The following is a 17,715-nucleotide window of genomic DNA, read 5'->3' on the forward strand; positions in this document are numbered from 1 at the left end:
AAATTAATAGTAGAGTCGAAAAATGAAGCAATATTTACAACTATGTCAGCGGATCATCGATGAAGGTGAATGGGTGACTAACGAACGTACAGGTAAACGTTGTTTAACTGTGATTAATGCCGACTTTACTTATGATGTAGAACATAATCAATTTCCGTTAGTGACCACTCGTAAAAGTTTTTACAAGGCAGCCATTGCTGAATTATTAGGCTACCTACGTGGTTATGATAATGCAGCGCAGTTTAGAGCGATTGGTTGTAATACTTGGAACGCTAATGCCAATGACAACCAGGCATGGTTAAATAATCCGCATCGTAAAGGAATTGACGATATGGGGCGCGTATATGGTGTTCAAGGTCGTCGCTGGGCTAAGCCAGATGGTAGTTCGTTGGATCAGGTACGCAAGGTTTATCAAGATTTAAAAAATAACATTGATGATCGCGGCGAAATTATCACTTTCTATAACCCCGGAGAGTTTGATATGGGCTGTTTACGTCCATGTATGCATACACATCATTTTTCGCTGCTGGGCGACAAGTTGTACTTAAATAGCATGCAACGTTCAGTAGATTGTCCGTTAGGGTTAAACTTTAATGCTGTACAAGTCGCTGTTTTATTGCAATTGTTTGCACAAATAACAGGTCATAAACCTGGTCAGGCATACCATAAAATGGTCAATTGCCATATTTACGAAGACCAGCTTGAATTAATGCGTGATGTACAATTAAAGCGTGAGCCTTTACCTTTACCTCAATTACGTATTAACCCAGACATTAAGACATTAGAAGATGTTGAGACATGGGTGACTACTGATGACTTTGAGGTTGTTGGTTATCAGCATCATGATGCGATTAAGTATCCATTTTCAGTCTAATTATTAGAGACTTGAAAAGCCTAAACTGTTCAGTTTAGGCTTTTTTTTACGATTTTTTTAAGCTTCATCTCAGCGGTTGAGTGTTTATTAATAAATGGCGTGTGTTCGTATTGTTTAAATAATAGTCGTATCTGTGATTTATTAATCAAATTATTAACTTATATATAACAATGTGACTTTGGTCACTCTATTTTGTTTGGCGAGTCCCTAATAGTCATTTATATTTTAACAGTATGTAATGATAATGATAAAAAAATATATTGAGTCGATGTTACAGTGCAGATTGAGCTTTGTGTGCAACTTGCTAATTTAAGCCGTAGTATTTAGTTATTCGACTCTTTAAGCCTTTATAGCTCGGAATTTCCGATGTTTAAGGTAAAAACTATCGAATATGTTATTGGTATGGATTCAATTACACTCGATATATTCAGTTTTTTGGAGCAAGTAATGGAACGAGCAATTAAGAATTTTTTAGGGCAGGAGTCAGCTGGAGGTATTTTACTTTTAGTTGCTGTGGTACTTGCTATGTTATTGGCAAACTCACCGTTATCTGATGAGTATGTCAACTTATTATCGACTGAAATGCAGGTTAGATTAGGTGCCTTAGATATTAATAAGCCTTTGTTATTGTGGATTAACGATGGCTTAATGGCGATTTTCTTTTTATTGATTGGCCTTGAGGTTAAACGTGAGTTATTAGAAGGGGCTTTATCGAGCGTTTCTAAAGCGTCTTTACCTACATTTGCCGCTATTGGTGGCATGGTAGTACCTGCTGCAATTTATCTATTTTTTAACTATGCAGATCCTGTGACTAAGATGGGCTGGGCAATTCCAGCTGCAACTGATATTGCTTTTGCTTTAGGTATTATGGCGTTATTGGGTAACCGTGTTCCTGTTGCATTAAAAGTATTTTTATTAGCGTTGGCAATTATCGATGACCTTGGTGTTATTGTTATTATCGCTTTATTTTACAGCAGTGATTTATCGATGCTAAGCATGATTATCGCCGCTTTATCTGTGACCGGTTTGATTATTCTAAACCGTAAAGGTGTGACTAACTTAAGTGCGTATGCTGTATTAGGCATGATTCTATGGGTTGCAGTATTAAAATCAGGCGTTCATGCGACGCTAGCTGGCGTTATTATCGCATTCTGTATCCCGTTACGTGCAAAGGATGGTACTTCGCCTTCTGAATCACTAGAACATAAATTACATCCATGGAGTACCTTTATCATTCTACCTATCTTTGCCTTTGCTAATGCTGGAGTCAGTTTAGGTAACATGAGTATTGAGAGTGTCGTTTCTCCTGTGCCAATGGGAATTGCATTAGGTTTATTATTAGGTAAACCAATCGGTGTGATGTTATTTAGTTTTATTGCTGTTAAATTAAAATTAGCTCAGTTGCCTGATGGTATTGGCTGGAGACATATTGCACCTGTTTCTGTGATGTGTGGTATTGGTTTTACAATGTCGATGTTTATTTCATCTTTAGCATTTGAACATGGTGGTTTAGCTTTAGCTGATTTAGCTCGATTAGGTATTTTGATAGGCTCTATGTTTGCAGCTACGATTGGTTATGTGTGGCTATCAAAAGTATTGCCTGATACGGGAGGTAAGTAATGAATAAATGGATTTTAGCTTTATCATTGTCAGTGTTGGTTATGCCTGCATCGGCAAATCAACTCAAAATATGCCAAAAAGATATAAATGATCCAATGTGTCATGCTTATATTGAAGGTGTTGTTGATGGTGCTTTGATGTTTAAACACAACACCTTTGGTAAGCGTATTGTGGCATCGGATTATGAATCACGTGCATTAAAATACAGGGGAGGTAAACGGTTTCAAGAAGCGAATCGTGAATATTGTCGTGATCGAATTCCTAATCGTGATGAATTAATGCAAGGTGTTTCTGAATCAATTCAAAATGAGAAGATTACTACAGTTGACGAATTACAAAGCTCAGTGCAAAGTCTATTGCATTGTCAGCGCTTAGAATAATCTATCGAGTGGTATGTCTCATCTAAATTATAACCATCTTTATTACTTTTGGATGGTCACCAAGAAGGGCTCAGTAGCGAAGGCTGCTGATGCTCTTTTTTTAACTCCGCAAACGGTTACTGGTCAAATAAGAGCATTAGAGCAACGCTTTAATGCTCCATTATTTAAACGTGTAGGTCGTCATTTAGAACCGACTGACTTCGGTCAGTTGGTTTTTCGCTATGCAGATAAAATGTTTAGCTTGAGTTATGAAATGCTAGATATTATTAATTATCAAAAAGATGAGGCCACGTTATTTGAAGTGGGAATTGCTGATGCACTATCAAAAGCATTGGCAAGTCGAATTTTATTGAGTGTGGTGCCTAATGATGGAACGATGCATTTGTCATGTTTTGAGTCGACCCATGAAAATCTAATGGACAGATTGCGGCAGCATAAGCTTGATATGATTTTATCTGATTGCGCAGGAGCATCACTGCAATACCCTGAAATCTTATCTAAAAAATTAGGCGAGTGTGGTGTTAGCTTTTTTTGTGCAGAAGCTTTTGAGTTACCATTCCCACAATGTTTACAACAAGGTAAGCTGTTAATTCCATCAAGGCGAACTTCTTTAGGTCAACAACTTATTCGTTGGTTTGATGAACAAGGGCTTAACGTGAGCATTTTAGGTGAGTTTGATGATGCGGCTATGATGAAGAGCTTTGGCTATTTTAAGCAAGGCATATTTGTCGCTCCGTCAATATATCAACAAGATTTATTGGCTCATGGTATGCACTTATTAGGGCAAACCTCAGATGTGATGGAAGAGTATCATGTGATGTTTGCTGAGCGTATGATCCAGCATCCTACCGTTAAGCTGCTACTCGACACCGATTTTGCTGATTTATTTGCTGGGCTTGATCAACAAATGCAACAATATTAAAAATAACAATGAAAGGAATTGAGATTATGGATGAGATGGATATAGCTCGGGTGAAATGGGCCTGCCGGCGCGGTATGCTTGAACTTGATGTGTTATTTGCACCATTTGTCGAAACACGTTATGACGGGTTAAGCCAACAGCAGAAACAAGCACTGATACGACTTCTCAAGTGTGAAGATCCTGAATTATTTGCTTGGTTTATGGGCCATGAACAGTGTCCTGATCCTGAGTTGGCTGAGATGGTTATTTTGGTCCGTGGTCGTCCAGCAGCATAATTTCCAACTTAAATATTCAACCCAGCAGCAATTATCACTCTTGGGGTTAATGCTGCTGTGTTGTGCTTCTTTCTATTATTGGCCAGAATCTTCACAACCGCTTTATGTCTTATTAAAAACACTCTTCTTTATTGCGACAGTGGCTTATTTTAGTTATCTGTTTTGGCAGTTACGAGATTGGCAGTGTCATTTTACTTTAAATGTGCATGGCAATATTGGTTATATTTGCCTGCAGCGGCAATTACAACTGGGTTGGTATTGGTGCAGTCCATGGTTAACGCTATTTTATGGACGAGACGAGCAAGGTAAGTGTTTATTCTGGGTTTGGTCTGATATGTTAACCGACACAAATTATCGTCATTTGTGCCGGTTATTGAGGCGTAATTAGTCGGGAATTAGAATACTTGGCTTTGGTTCAGCTAGTTGTTCAGGGTAGTCAATAGTGTAGTGTAAGCCGCGACTTTCTTTACGTGACATGGCACAGCGGATAATGAGTTCAGCAACTTGGACCAAATTACGCAACTCAAGTAAATTATTACTGACTCTGAAGTTACTGTAATACTCTTCAATTTCTTGCTGTAACAAATGACAACGGCGTAATGCGCGTTCTAAACGCTTATTTGAGCGAACAATTCCGACATAGTCCCACATAAACAAACGAAGTTCATGCCAGTTATGGGCAATAACCACTTCTTCATCAGAGTTAGTGACTAGGCTTTCATCCCAAGCAGGGATGTTATAATCACAATGGGGTTTAGTTAGCTGATGTTCAATATCAAAAGCAGCTGCGCGAGCAAATACTAAACATTCTAGTAATGAGTTACTGGCGAGGCGGTTTGCACCGTGAAGTCCTGTATAGCTACTTCGCCAATCGCATATAAACCGTTGAGATCTGTCTGCCCATGTAGATCTGTCATTACACCACCACAAGTATAATGTGCAGCAGGAACAACGGGTATTTGGTCGGTGGTAATATCAATGCCTAAAGTTAAACAGCGTTGATAAATCGTTGGAAAATGCTTAATTACAAAGTCTGCGGGTTTATGAGTAATGTCGAGATAAACACAATCGACACCCAATCGCTTCATTTCATAGTCGATAGCACGTGCAACAATGTCGCGAGGGGCGAGTTCAGCACGTTCGTCGAATTCCGGCATAAAGCGGGAACCATCAGGTCGTCGTAAATAAGCACCTTCGCCACGTAGGGCTTCGGTTAATAGGAAATTACGAGCTTCACTATGATATAAACAGGTTGGATGGAATTGATTAAATTCCATATTAGCGACTCGGCAACCTGCACGCCAAGCCATCGCTATACCATCACCTGAGGCAATATCTGGATTTGAGGTGTATTGGTATACTTTAGAACTGCCACCCGTTGCTATTGCGACAAAACGCGCTTTAATGGTTTCGACATGTTCGACTTGGCGATTCCAAACGTAAGCTCCGAGGACTTTATTACCCGGCTTATGTAATTTGCGGCTGGTGATTAAATCAATCGCATTGTATTTTTCAAAGACGCGGATATTTGGGTGTTCCAACGCCCGCTGTTGTAGCGTGTTTTGAACTTCTTTTCCTGTTGCGTCAGCCGCGTGCAAAATTCGGCGATGACTGTGGCCACCTTCACGGGTGAGGTGATACTGTGCTTGAGCAGAATTATCGCTAGATTCTTCTTTATCAAATGCAACGCCGGTATCGATTAACCATTGCATGGCTGGGCGTGCATTTTCTGCAGTAAAGGTTACTACTGATTTATCACATAAGCCTGCGCCAGCAATTAGGGTATCGGCGACATGAGATTCAATGGTATCATCTTCGTCAAATACCGATGCTATACCGCCTTGTGCGTAATAGGTGGAGCCTTCAGATAACGGGCCTTTTGATAGTAAAATCACTTGGGCTTTTTCTGCGAGATGGAGCGCTAGAGTAAGACCTGCTGCACCACTGCCTATAACTAAAACGTCAGATTGATGTTCAACGACTTGTTTCATTGGGATCATAAGATGACTTAATATGTTTAGCTATGGTAAACCAAGTTTTAATTTATGGATATATTCCAATAGCGTTAACTTTTTAAAAAAATTATAGAACTTTTTCGCAGAACGTTAGTCTACTTTAAAGACAATGATTCGAGCGACTGAGAAATCAGCATTTTAGATTTGGGAGAAGTCGGCTCGGATGAGTGGACAAATTAGTGATCAACAACTCGTTGAGCGTGTACAACGAGGTGATAAAAATGCGTTTAATCTGCTGGTACAGAAGTATCAAAGCAAAGTCATTAACTTGATTTCACGCTATGTGCGTAATCAAGCCGATGTCGCAGATGTAGCACAAGAAGCTTTTATTAAAGCTTATCGTGCTTTGCCAAACTTTAGAGGTGAAAGCGCTTTTTACACTTGGCTGTATCGCATTGCAGTTAATACGGCTAAAAATTATTTAGTGTCTCAAGGTCGACGCACACCTGCGAACGACGTAGATGCTGAAGAAGCTGAATATTATGAAGGTAGTGATGCACTTAAAGAGTTTGCATCACCAGAGCGACTAATGCTGTCAGAAGAAATTAAGACAGTTATTTTTGATACGCTTGAAAGCCTTCCAGAAGAATTAAAATTGGCAATTTCATTACGTGAGCTTGATGGAATGAGCTACGAAGAAATTGCTAATGTAATGGATTGTCCTATCGGTACAGTAAGATCTCGAATCTTCCGAGCGCGAGAGGCAATTGATAAAAAACTCCAGCCATTGCTGGAAAGATAATACCCTATTAATGAGACACAGGTGAATAATGGATAAATTAGGTCAAGAGTGGGTTTCTGCTGCTGTTGATGGCGAATCTGATGCTAATACTCTCGCAGAGTTAGCAGCAGATAAAAGCTGTCATGATCAGTGGCGTAATTATCACCTAATTGGTGATACGTTACGTAATGAGTTACCAGCGACAATTGATTTAGACCTAAGTGCTCGTATCGCGATGGCGATTGATGATGAGCCAGCAATTGTAGCGCCTCAAGTTCAATCAACTACCCAAGCAGATGAGTCTAAAAGCAAATCTAAGGTTGTACCGTTATTTAAACAGTTTGGTCAATACGCCATTGCTGCTTCAGTTGCATTAGTTGCTGTTGTGGGTGTACAAAATTACAACCAAACTGATGCAGGTGTAAACACTGCGCCATTACCCGTGTTAACCACACGTCCATTGGTAGGTAGTGCATCACCTGTCAGTTTCCAGACTGAGCCCTCTTTGCAACAACAAGAGTATTCTAATGAGCAGGTTGCAGATCAGCGTCGTCGAGTGAATGCCTACATTCAGGATCATATGTTTCAACAAAGATTGAATCCTGGGCTAGAAATCAGCGACAATAGTGCTCTTCCAAAAGTTTCTGGACACTAATCCAAGGAGTTAGCTTGCGCTTTATCCTGCTGTTTGCCGTTCTCTTGAGTCATGTTGCCTATGCTCAAGAGGAATTATCTGCGAAAGCTTGGCTTGATAATATGAGTCAGGCTTTACGCGATAAACAATTCAAATATTCTCTCGTGCAACTTCAAGCTGATCATATTAGACCATTAATTTACCTACATGGTTTAGTTGATGGTCAAGGTGTTGCTTTTCTTGAGCACTTAAATGGCCCGCCCAAAAATGCAGTACGCGTAGGTGATACTGTGACTTTTATTGAGCATGACCAACCTGCTTATAGCGTACACACTAACCGAATTCCCGGTGTTTTCCCTGCAGCATTTGCTGGCAATATTGATGAATTAGCTAAAGGTTATCAATTTGTGTTGGGCGGACGTAGTCGTATTGCAGGGCGCCCTGGGCAGATGATCCGTATTATTCCGCAGGAAGATGATCGTTACAGCTACCAAGTCTGGCTTGATATGGACAGCTTTTTACCATTGCGCTATGACATGTTGAGTCAACAACGACAGTTGATCGAACAAATTTTGGCGATAGAACTCGTGGTATTAAAATCACCGCCTGAGTTATTGATTGAAGCTGAAAAACAAGAATGGCCGCCTGTCGTGCAGCAAGAAAAAAGGCATGACGGTCAAAATTGGCAGTTTAAATGGTTACCTGAAGGCTTTAAGGTGATGACGCGTGATCATCATAAGTTGATTAGTACAGGTAATGCAGTTGAATATATCGCATTGAGTGACGGTATCGCTAATATTTCCGTTTATGTTGCACGAGCAGGCAGTACACCTTTACCATCGGAGCTAATGACTCGTAATGGTCTTTCGATGGTGTCAGAGCGTGTTGGTAATGCAGAGGTCGTTGCTGTTGGCCGAGTGCCTGCGGTTACATTAACCAAATTAGCAAAAAGCTTAACATTAAAGTAGGTTTGTTATGATGCAAGAAATGGCCAGAGTCATCAGCCAAGATGATTCTGGTTGGGTACAAGTTGAAGTTCAATTAAAAAGTGCCTGTAACCATTGTAGTAATAGCGATAATTGTGGTGCTAGTAGTGTGGCTAAAGCATTTGGTACTAAAGTTCAGCGCTTCTCTATTGTGAGTCATAAACCTTGTAAAGAAGGCGATATTTTAAAATTAGGCTTGAGTGAAAGTGTCGTTCTTAAAGCTGCAGCCTTAGTTTATATGATGCCTCTTTTCGGTTTATTTGTGGGTGCTATTTTAGGGCAGTGGTTAGCTTCGGTTGTCTCTTTATCACCAGATCTATACAGTTTAATTGGAGCCATCATTGGCGCAGTTTTATTTTGGATGTTTGGTAAACGCAAAGCACGTCAATTAGAAGCACAAGCGCAACCGGTTATTCTCGCTTACATTGGTCAACCGATTGCTACAAACAGCATTTGTTCAGCTTAAAACTGTTGCATAATTGTGCACCAACAGTCGGCCTTAACCATTAAATAGAGTGAAGATGCGAATCTGATTGGTATTAAATGCACAATCAGGTACAATTTCGCACCTTATATCATATCCAATTATTAGTTTAGTCTTTGCAGCATATAATGAAAAACATTAGAAACTTCTCGATTATTGCCCATATTGATCACGGCAAATCTACACTATCTGATCGCTTAATTCAGTTTTGCGGCGGTTTAACTGACCGTGAAATGGCTGCACAGGTTCTGGACTCCATGGATCTTGAGCGTGAGCGCGGTATTACGATTAAAGCCCAAAGTGTTACTTTGGACTATAAAGCGAAAGATGGTGAAACATATCAACTTAACTTTATTGACACTCCTGGCCACGTAGACTTTTCATATGAAGTGTCTCGTTCTCTTGCCGCTTGTGAGGGCGCGCTACTGGTAGTAGATGCTGGTCAAGGTGTAGAAGCACAAACATTAGCAAACTGCTATACCGCATTAGAAATGGATCTCGATGTTGTTCCAGTATTGAACAAAATCGATTTACCACAAGCTGATCCTGAGCGTGTAGCTGAAGAAATTGAAGACATCGTCGGTATCGATGCTGTTGATGCTGTACGTTGTTCAGCAAAAACAGGTATTGGTATTGAAGATGTGCTTGAAGTGATTGTTGCTGATATTCCACCACCAGAAGGTGATGAGAATGGCCCGTTACAAGCACTAATCATCGACTCTTGGTTCGATAGCTATCTTGGGGTTGTATCTTTAGTACGTATTAAAAATGGTGTACTGAAGAAAGGTGACAAGTTTAAAGTCATGTCTACCGGTCAAACTCATAATGCTGATCGCGTTGGTATCTTTACCCCTAAACAAACTGATAGACCAGCACTAAAAACGGGTGAAGTAGGTTATGTTATTGCGGGTATCAAAGAGATCCACGGCGCACCTGTTGGTGATACATTAACTCATGCAAAACATGGTGCTTTGGAGCCATTACCTGGTTTTAAGCGTGTTAAGCCTCAGGTTTACGCCGGTGTTTTCCCTATTTCTACTGATGAATATGAAACTTCCGTGATGCGTTAAACAAGTTAAGCTTAAACGATGCTTCATTATTCTTTGAGCCAGAAACATCATCTGCACTAGGATTTGGTTTCCGTATTGGTTACCTAGGTCTATTGCACATGGAGATTATTCAGGAACGTCTAGAGCGTGAATATAATCTTGATTTGATTACAACTGCTCCTACCGTTGTGTATGAAGTAGAGATGACCAGTGGCGAAGTGGTTTATGTTGATAACCCATCAGATCTACCTGCAATTAATAATATTGCAGAGATCCGCGAACCAATTGTAGAAGCTAATATCTTAGTTCCTAAAGATTATTTAGGTAACGTGATTACGCTTTGTATTGAGAAGCGTGGTGTGCAAACCAATATGGTTTATCACGGCAACCAAGTTGCTGTGACATATCACTTACCTATGGCTGAAGTAGTGATGGACTTCTTTGACCGTTTGAAGTCAACAAGTCGTGGTTATGCTTCACTTGAATATAATTTTATTCGCTTTGAAGCGGCTAACATGGTGCGTTTAGATATCTTAATTAACGGTGACCGTGTTGATGCGTTAGCGATGATTATCCACAAAGACAATATTCGTCATCGTGGTCTAGCATTAGTGGATAAGATGAAAGAACTTATTCCAAGACAGATGTTTGATATTGCTATTCAAGCAGCCGTCGGAGCTCAAGTCATTGCTCGTTCGACCGTTAAAGCCTTGCGTAAAGATGTAACCGCTAAGTGTTATGGTGGTGACGTATCACGTAAGAAGAAACTTCTGCAAAAGCAGAAAGACGGTAAAAAGCGCATGAAGCAAGTAGGTAACGTTGAGGTGCCACAAGAGGCATTCTTAGCTGTGCTTAAGCTTAATGAGTAATCAGAAACTGTTCTGATTGAGCTAGAGTTTATACAGCGTCGCACTTGCGGCGCTGTCTATTTTTGTTATTAGCACTGCATCATCTGCTAAATGATGTAAAAATGGTGAAGTGTTAATTGCAATAAACAACGATTATATTTTTGCATAGGCAGGAGAAAGTGATTTATGGCCGCGTATTTTTCACTAATTTTAGTGTTTGTAACTCTCGGTAGTGGCTTGATTTGGTTAATCGATGCGCTATTTTTTGCGCCTAAGCGTAAAGCAACTTTAGCTACCGCAATGTCACAGCAAGCTGATATCAGTGATGAAGTTGCTGAGCGAATTACCCGCGAGCCAGCAATGGTTGAGACCGCGCGTTCAATTTTCCCTGTGATTGCTTTTGTATTAATCCTTCGTTCATTTATTTATGAACCGTTTCAAATTCCTTCAGGATCTATGATGCCTACTCTGTTAGTAGGGGATTTCATCCTGGTAGAAAAGTTTAGTTATGGACTACGAGATCCAGTTTGGCGTACAAAATTAGTTGAGACTGGCGAGCCAAAGCGCGGTGATGTCATGGTATTTAAGTACCCTGAAAATCCTAATATTGATTATATTAAACGCGTAGTTGGTCTTCCTGGTGATAAAATTGTTTATCAAAATAAGCAATTATTTATTCAGAAAGCGTGTAAAAAGGGACAAACACCTTGTCCAGCCTTAGAGCTAGTGCCACATGAATTTGTTAATAAAGGGCAGTTTAACCAAAATGGTGTGCCTCTTATTCAATACCGTGAAAAACTGGGTCAGGTGGAGCATAATATTTTAATCAACCCGAGCCGACCTGAATTGCGTAACTATTTTTATCATGAACAAGGCTTACCGCTGGGTGAGTTTATTGTGCCTAAAGGCCAGTATTTCGTGATGGGTGATAATCGAGACAACAGTACCGACAGCCGTTTTTGGGGATTTGTCCCAGAGGCGAATCTTGTGGGTAAGGCTGTTGCAATTTGGATGAGTTTCGAGTTCAACCGGAGTGCATCTGACTGGGTACCTACATGGGTTCCTAGTGGTGTACGTTTTGAACGCATTGGTGGAATTCATTAATTATGGAACCAATTAAAAATCTAGCGAGATTATCTCGTATTTTAGGTTATACCTTTAATAATCAAGCTTTATTTACGCAAGCACTGACTCATCGAAGTGCTGCGAACAAACATAACGAACGTTTAGAGTTTCTTGGTGACTCAATACTCTCAATTATTATTTCAGATGCTTTATATCAGCAATTTCCTAAAGCAACTGAAGGCGATTTGAGCCGCATGCGTGCTACCCTTGTGCGTGGCGATACGTTAGCGCAAATTGCGCAGGAATTTAAATTAGGTGATTATTTAAACCTAGGTCCCGGTGAGCTTAAAAGTGGTGGTTTTCGCCGTGAGTCTATTTTAGCAGATGCTGTAGAAGCCATTATTGGTGCTATCTATTTAGATTCAGATCTAGAAGTGTGTCGTCAGCTATTATTAACTTGGTATCACGGTCGTTTAAGTGAGATCCAACCTGGAATTAACCAAAAAGACCCTAAAACGCGTTTGCAGGAATATCTTCAAGGCTTTAAGAAGCCTTTGCCACTATACACAGTGGTTGATATTCAAGGCGAAGCGCATGATCAAACGTTTACCGTTGAATGTCGCATTGGTGATTTAGCTGATGCAGTAATTGGAGTGGGTAGCTCCAGAAGAAAAGCTGAGCAAGTTGCGGCTGCTCAGGTATTGGAGTTATTAAATAAATGAGTAACAAACCTGATTTACCACAAAACGACAATAATGAGCCGAGCTTAGATGATTTATTATCGAAAATGAATCATCAAGTGTCGACTCCTAACTACGATGTGACTTATTGTGGTATGGTAGCGATTGTTGGTCGTCCCAATGTAGGTAAATCTACGTTATTAAATCGTTTGTTAGGGCAAAAAATTAGTATTACATCTAAAAAGCCTCAAACAACACGTCATCGTATCATGGGTATTCATACTGAAGGCCCATCACAAATTGTGTTTATTGATACGCCGGGCCTTCACATTGAAGAAAAACGTGCCATTAACCGTTTAATGAACCGTGCTGCATCAAGCTCGTTAGCTGATGTTTCTATGGTTATTTTTGTGGTTGATGGTATGACTTGGACTGCTGACGATGAGATGGTGTTAAGCAAGCTACGTCGTGGTGATGAAGACCGTAAGATTGTATTGGCGATTAACAAAGTCGACAATCTTAAGGATAAAGAAGCGTTATTCCCTTATTTAGAAGAGATGGGTAAAAAGTTCGCGTTTGACGCAATTTTGCCTATATCAGCAAGTAAAGGAACCAATGTTGATACTATTATGCAGATGGCGCGTGAATCATTGCCAGAGTCTGTTCACTTTTTCCCTGATGATTATGTGACTGATCGTTCGCAGCGTTTTATGGCATCAGAAATTGTGCGTGAAAAGCTGATGCGCTTTTTAGGTGATGAGCTGCCATATGATGCGACTGTTGAAATTGAACAGTTTAAAATGATGGAAAATGGAGTTTACCAAATCAACGCGCTAATTCTTGTCGAACGTACAGGCCAAAAGCGTATGGTGATTGGTAAGAATGGCGAACGTATTCGTACGATTGCGACTCAAGCTCGTCTTGATATGGAAACATTATTTGATAATAAAGTGTTCCTTGAAGTCTGGGTGAAAGTGAAATCAGGTTGGGCAGATGACGAACGAGCATTGCGCAGCCTTGGTTATGGTGAAGAATAACTCGTACTATGTTACGTGGTTATGTTCTGCATCACAGACCATATAAAGAGACCAGCGCGCTAGTTAACCTTCTGGTTGATGGCGTTGGTCGAGTTGATGCCATTGTCCGACTGGGCAGTGGCAAACGCTCACTTAAAAGTATTATTCGCCCATTCCAACCGCTTATCTTTCAATATCTTGGTAAAGGCGAGCTAAAAACCTTAACCCAAGTTGAAGCTGCTGCACCTGCGATACCCTTGGCAAGCAAAGAGATGTTTGCAGGCCTTTATCTTAATGAGTTGCTGATCCGTTGTTTAACTAATCAACACCAAGCAGAATCGCTTTTTTTCCCTTATCATCAGACCCTTGTTAGCTTGACTCAAGGTGTGTGTGAACGCCAATTACGCCAATTTGAATGTGCGCTATTGCTTGAGCTTGGTACTATGCCAAGTTTAGAGTTTGATAGCTATGGTGCCAGTATCGATGGAGACATGGATTATCGCTTTATTAGCCAACAGGGTTTTTTACCCGTGGCAAAAATGATGCGTAATACCTATAGCGGCGAGATGCTAATTGCATTGCGTGAACAACAATTAGAAAGTCAGCACCTGCCACAAGCTAAATATTTAATGCGACAGCTATTGCAAGAAGTCTTAGGCAATAAGCCCTTACAAAGTCGACTGCTATTTGCTGCAGCTTGTGAAAAACGATAAAAATCTATTTATTTACCAACAACCTAAGTTGCAGAGTTTATAAGAATTTAATGTGCTTTAGGCAAGGCATTGATTACCGTTAATGGTTATTCCTTTATCTAAATTGATAATGCAGTATAAAGCGCGTTAAAACCCATCAAAGAAAGCCTACCCATTGCTGCATCGATTTAAAAGGCCATGATATTCCAGCATAGATGTATATAGAATTGGGTTAAGTACTTCTGAAAATAGCTACTTCAAGTAGTTTGGGTATATATCACTATTAAAGCAATAATATATCAGTACAATGCATGGATAACCTAAATCCTAACTAGGAGTACCCATGAGCCGCATTCTTCTCGGTGTTAATATTGATCATATTGCTACTCTTCGCCAAGCCAGAGGCACAAACTATCCAGATCCTGTCCATGCAGCCGCTGTAGCAGAGCATGCTGGTGCTGAAGGCATCACTATCCATTTACGCGAAGATCGACGCCATATTGTTGATAGAGACGTATATGTGCTAGCCAAGACGTTAAAGACACGAATGAATCTTGAGATTGCAGTGACCGATGAGATGATAGCCATTGCTTGTGAAGTTAAACCGACTTACGTCTGTTTAGTGCCTGAAAAGCGTCAAGAGTTAACCACTGAAGGCGGTTTAGATGTTGCAGGACAACAAGCTAAAATAGCAAATGCAGTTGCTATTTTAGCTGAGCAAGGCATTAAAGTGTCACTGTTTATTGATGCTGATAAAACTCAAATTGATGCTGCTGTAGCTGTAGGTGCGCCTTATATTGAAATCCATACTGGTTGTTACGCTGATGCTACAACGGAAGCTGCACAACAGCATGAGCTAGAGCGGATTGCTGCAATGGCAACATATGCTCATCAACAAGGTTTAATTGTAAACGCAGGTCATGGCTTGCATTACCATAATGTGAAGGCTATTGCTGCTATTCCTGAGTTATACGAGCTTAATATTGGCCATGCAATCATAGCCAGAGCGGCAATTGACGGTTTAGATAAAGCGGTACGAGATATGAAACAACTGATGTTAGAAGGTCGTAGAGGCGAGTAATGGCAATTGTTGGGCTAGGTACAGATATTGTTGAGATTGCGCGTATGGAGCATCAGTGTCAACGGTTAGGGGACAAGTTGGCTGTAAGAGTGCTTACGAGTAATGAAATGGCGCAATATAAAGCAAGTGCCAAACCATATCGTTTTTTAGCCAAACGTTTTGCCGCAAAAGAGGCCGTTGCCAAAGCATTAGGGACAGGAATTGGCCGTGGAGTTTCGTTTCAGCATATTGAAGTCAGTAATAATGTGTTAGGTGCTCCACAAGTGACACTTTCATCAGGAGCATTACAGCGTTTAGTTGAATTAGGCGGCCAACATTGCCATATCACCATAGCGGATGAAGTTCATTACGCAGTTGCGACAGTTATATTGGAGTCTTAATCGCTGATTATACCTCAATCTTGTTTTTGCCATTTAAGGAGCTTCGGCTCCTTTTTTATGGGCGTAAGATCATATATGTTAATTGTTTAGATTAAATATTAACCGTGAGGGATTATGAAGTCATTGGCTCAACATTTAGCACAATATAAAAGTGTACACTTTAATCGTTATAATTTGATGACTCACTTTATTGGTATTCCTTTGATTATTTGGGCTGTGATGATGCTATTGACTGGCATATCATTTCCATATCAAATCATGGGACAAACAGTTAATCTGGCGACGTTAGTGACTTTTATGGTGTTAGCCTATTATTGGTTATTAGCGCCGAAATTAGCTTTTGGTTTATCAATCTGGTTTATCGCCAGCTTGATTAGTGTTTCTCTGGTTCAAACTGAACAACCGCTATTACTAGGGGGGATGGTTTTTATTGTAGGCTGGTTATTTCAGTTTGTTGGCCACTATTTTGAAAGAGCAAAGCCTGCATTTGTTGATGATTTGAATCAATTATTAATCGGGCCATTATTTTTGATGGCAGAAGTCTATTTTAGTTTAGGCTTGTTAACATCATTGTTATATGAGATTACCCCTGCCGCGTTAAAGTTACGCCATGAATTGGAACAAAAGCGCAAACAAGATAGTTAGATTGGGGCTTGATAATATTGTGGCTGTACCCGTACCGTTTTAATCATATTATTTGCCACATCAACGACTTCAATTGGGTAACCTGCAATACGCATACTAGTGTGGGCGGCAGGAATATCCTCTAAGTATTCAACAATAAGACCATTAATGGTTTTGGGGCCATCAATGGGGAAGTGCCATTGCATCTCTTTATTTAACTCACGTAAGTTGATACTGGCTTCAATAAGATAGCTACCATCTTGCTGTGGGAAAATATCTTCGCTGGGAGCAGGGATCATTGATGTGGTAAATTCCCCTACAATTTCCTCCAAAATATCTTCTAAGGTGACTAAGCCTTGAATGTCGCCATATTCATCAACGACTAGGGCGCAGCGTTGCTTATTTTGTTTGAAATTGTTGAGTTGTACATTCAGTGGCGTCCCCTCAGGCACAAAATAAAGCTCTTTTACCGCGCGTAATAGTGATGACTTAGTAAATTGGTTTTTAGACTGTAATCGTAATGCGTCGCGTAAATGAACGAAACCCACAACATCATCAATATTATCTCTATACAGTAAAACACGAGTATGGGGGCTATTAATGACCTGTTTATTAATCGATTTAAAATCGTCATTAATATTAATGGCGTACACATCAGAACGTGGCACCATAATATCCTCTACGGTAACGTTTTCTAAATCCATGATGGAGATCAACATCTCTTGGTGTTGTTGGGGGATAAGCGTACCTGCTTCGTTAACGACAGTGCGTAGTTCTTCTTGACTGAGAGCATCATTATTATGGATGGACTTTACTCCTAAAATCCTTAAAAAGGTGCCTGTGATTGCGTTTACTACAATAACTAATGGTGCCAAAACCACTAATAAAATCTTTAATAACCAGCTGGAAGGGAAGGCAATTTTTTCCGGATGCATTGCAGCAATTGTTTTTGGGGTGACCTCGGCAAATACTAATACCACAAGTGTCAGTACCCCGGTTGCAATGGCTACGCCTAAATCACCCCATAAGCGCATGCCTAAAATTGTGGCGATAGAGGAGGCTAAAATATTAACTAAATTATTACCAATAAGAATTAAACCAATCAATTTATCAGGCCGCTCAAGCATCGATTGTGCTCGTTTAGCACCTTTATTGCCTTTGGTCGCTAGATGGCGAAGACGGTATCGATTAAGGGTCATCATTGCAGTTTCTGAACCTGAGAAATAGGCAGAAATTAACACGAGTACGATAAGAATTGTGATTAGTGCGCTAGTGGATATGGTTTCCAAAAACGGCAATCCTTTAAGGTGAAAATAGTGATAGGTTTTAGTTAATACTCTAAAGGGGGGGGATGTCAAGTCAGCTAACC

Annotated in this window: 18 protein-coding genes and 2 pseudogenes; 18 read left to right on the plus strand and 2 right to left on the minus strand. The window is 40.3% G+C overall.

Annotated elements, in window-relative coordinates:
- The first annotated feature begins 22 nt into the window (after nucleotides 1–22).
- From JCM15074_RS01705 to JCM15074_RS01730, 6 genes are all read left to right on the plus strand, one after another.
- Complete coding sequence (locus tag JCM15074_RS01705) at nucleotides 23–874, plus strand: thymidylate synthase (RefSeq protein ID WP_025819569.1); 852 nt, start codon at nucleotides 23–25, stop codon at nucleotides 872–874.
- Between the two features lie 447 nt (nucleotides 875–1,321).
- Entirely contained in the window at nucleotides 1,322–2,494 is a 1,173-nt protein-coding gene (gene nhaA / locus JCM15074_RS01710; RefSeq protein WP_025819570.1) for a Na+/H+ antiporter NhaA, read from the plus strand.
- Nucleotides 2,494–2,874, plus strand: a complete 381-nt coding sequence (locus JCM15074_RS01715) for a hypothetical protein (protein WP_025819571.1) — start codon at nucleotides 2,494–2,496, stop codon at nucleotides 2,872–2,874. Before nhaA ends, JCM15074_RS01715 begins: the two co-directional genes overlap by 1 nt.
- A gap of 13 nt (nucleotides 2,875–2,887) precedes the next feature.
- The gene (nhaR, locus tag JCM15074_RS01720; protein ID WP_025819572.1) at nucleotides 2,888–3,796 is read left to right on the plus strand and encodes a transcriptional activator NhaR; all 909 of its coding nucleotides are present in this window, start codon (nucleotides 2,888–2,890) and stop codon (nucleotides 3,794–3,796) included.
- Between the two features lie 26 nt (nucleotides 3,797–3,822).
- On the plus strand, nucleotides 3,823–4,071 hold the full coding sequence (locus JCM15074_RS01725) for an FAD assembly factor SdhE (protein WP_025819573.1): 249 nt from the start codon (nucleotides 3,823–3,825) through the stop codon (nucleotides 4,069–4,071).
- Nucleotides 4,052–4,459, plus strand: a complete 408-nt coding sequence (locus JCM15074_RS01730) for a protein YgfX (protein WP_025819575.1) — start codon at nucleotides 4,052–4,054, stop codon at nucleotides 4,457–4,459. Before JCM15074_RS01725 ends, JCM15074_RS01730 begins: the two co-directional genes overlap by 20 nt.
- On the opposite strand, the pseudogene nadB reads toward JCM15074_RS01730, so the two are convergent.
- Nucleotides 4,456–6,062: pseudogene (gene nadB / locus JCM15074_RS20460) on the minus strand (L-aspartate oxidase). The gene JCM15074_RS01730 and the pseudogene nadB sit on opposite strands and share 4 nt — an antisense overlap.
- A gap of 187 nt (nucleotides 6,063–6,249) precedes the next feature.
- On the opposite strand from nadB, the gene rpoE reads away from it, so the two are divergent.
- The 12 genes and pseudogenes from rpoE (at nucleotide 6,250) to JCM15074_RS01795 (ending at nucleotide 16,367) form a co-directional block, all read left to right on the plus strand.
- On the plus strand, nucleotides 6,250–6,828 hold the full coding sequence (gene rpoE / locus JCM15074_RS01740; protein ID WP_025819576.1) for an RNA polymerase sigma factor RpoE: 579 nt from the start codon (nucleotides 6,250–6,252) through the stop codon (nucleotides 6,826–6,828).
- 28 nt (nucleotides 6,829–6,856) lie between these two features.
- Complete coding sequence (locus JCM15074_RS01745) at nucleotides 6,857–7,462, plus strand: sigma-E factor negative regulatory protein (protein WP_025819577.1); 606 nt, start codon at nucleotides 6,857–6,859, stop codon at nucleotides 7,460–7,462.
- 14 nt (nucleotides 7,463–7,476) lie between these two features.
- Nucleotides 7,477–8,409, plus strand: coding sequence for a MucB/RseB C-terminal domain-containing protein (locus JCM15074_RS01750; protein WP_025819578.1), 933 nt, complete (start codon nucleotides 7,477–7,479; stop codon nucleotides 8,407–8,409).
- Nucleotides 8,410–8,416: 7 nt separating this feature from the next.
- Nucleotides 8,417–8,893 carry a SoxR reducing system RseC family protein gene (locus JCM15074_RS01755; protein WP_025819579.1) on the plus strand — a complete coding sequence of 159 codons (477 nt, stop codon included), beginning with the start codon at nucleotides 8,417–8,419 and terminating at the stop codon, nucleotides 8,891–8,893.
- Between the two features lie 146 nt (nucleotides 8,894–9,039).
- Nucleotides 9,040–10,829: pseudogene (gene lepA, locus JCM15074_RS20465) on the plus strand (translation elongation factor 4).
- 165 nt (nucleotides 10,830–10,994) lie between these two features.
- Nucleotides 10,995–11,912 carry a signal peptidase I gene (lepB, locus tag JCM15074_RS01765; protein ID WP_025819580.1) on the plus strand — a complete coding sequence of 306 codons (918 nt, stop codon included), beginning with the start codon at nucleotides 10,995–10,997 and terminating at the stop codon, nucleotides 11,910–11,912.
- A 2-nt stretch (nucleotides 11,913–11,914) separates the two neighbouring features.
- On the plus strand, nucleotides 11,915–12,595 hold the full coding sequence (gene rnc, locus JCM15074_RS01770; RefSeq protein ID WP_025819581.1) for a ribonuclease III: 681 nt from the start codon (nucleotides 11,915–11,917) through the stop codon (nucleotides 12,593–12,595).
- Nucleotides 12,592–13,590, plus strand: coding sequence for a GTPase Era (gene era, locus JCM15074_RS01775; protein ID WP_025819582.1), 999 nt, complete (start codon nucleotides 12,592–12,594; stop codon nucleotides 13,588–13,590). Before rnc ends, era begins: the two co-directional genes overlap by 4 nt.
- An 8-nt stretch (nucleotides 13,591–13,598) precedes the next feature.
- Nucleotides 13,599–14,282, plus strand: coding sequence for a DNA repair protein RecO (recO, locus tag JCM15074_RS01780; RefSeq protein WP_025819583.1), 684 nt, complete (start codon nucleotides 13,599–13,601; stop codon nucleotides 14,280–14,282).
- A gap of 322 nt (nucleotides 14,283–14,604) precedes the next feature.
- On the plus strand, nucleotides 14,605–15,342 hold the full coding sequence (pdxJ, locus tag JCM15074_RS01785) for a pyridoxine 5'-phosphate synthase (protein WP_025819585.1): 738 nt from the start codon (nucleotides 14,605–14,607) through the stop codon (nucleotides 15,340–15,342).
- Entirely contained in the window at nucleotides 15,342–15,722 is a 381-nt protein-coding gene (gene acpS / locus JCM15074_RS01790) for a holo-ACP synthase (protein ID WP_025819586.1), read from the plus strand. Before pdxJ ends, acpS begins: the two co-directional genes overlap by 1 nt.
- Before the next feature lie 114 nt (nucleotides 15,723–15,836).
- Complete coding sequence (locus tag JCM15074_RS01795; protein ID WP_025819588.1) at nucleotides 15,837–16,367, plus strand: Mpo1 family 2-hydroxy fatty acid dioxygenase; 531 nt, start codon at nucleotides 15,837–15,839, stop codon at nucleotides 16,365–16,367.
- Here JCM15074_RS01795 and JCM15074_RS01800 read toward each other — a convergent pair.
- The gene (locus JCM15074_RS01800) at nucleotides 16,364–17,635 is read right to left on the minus strand and encodes an HlyC/CorC family transporter (RefSeq protein WP_025819590.1); all 1,272 of its coding nucleotides are present in this window, start codon (nucleotides 17,633–17,635) and stop codon (nucleotides 16,364–16,366) included. The two genes, JCM15074_RS01795 and JCM15074_RS01800, sit on opposite strands and share 4 nt — an antisense overlap.
- Nucleotides 17,636–17,715: the final 80 nt, after the last annotated feature.

The organism is Shewanella marina JCM 15074, from assembly GCF_000614975.1.
Classification (GTDB): Bacteria; Pseudomonadota; Gammaproteobacteria; order Enterobacterales; family Shewanellaceae; genus Shewanella; species Shewanella marina.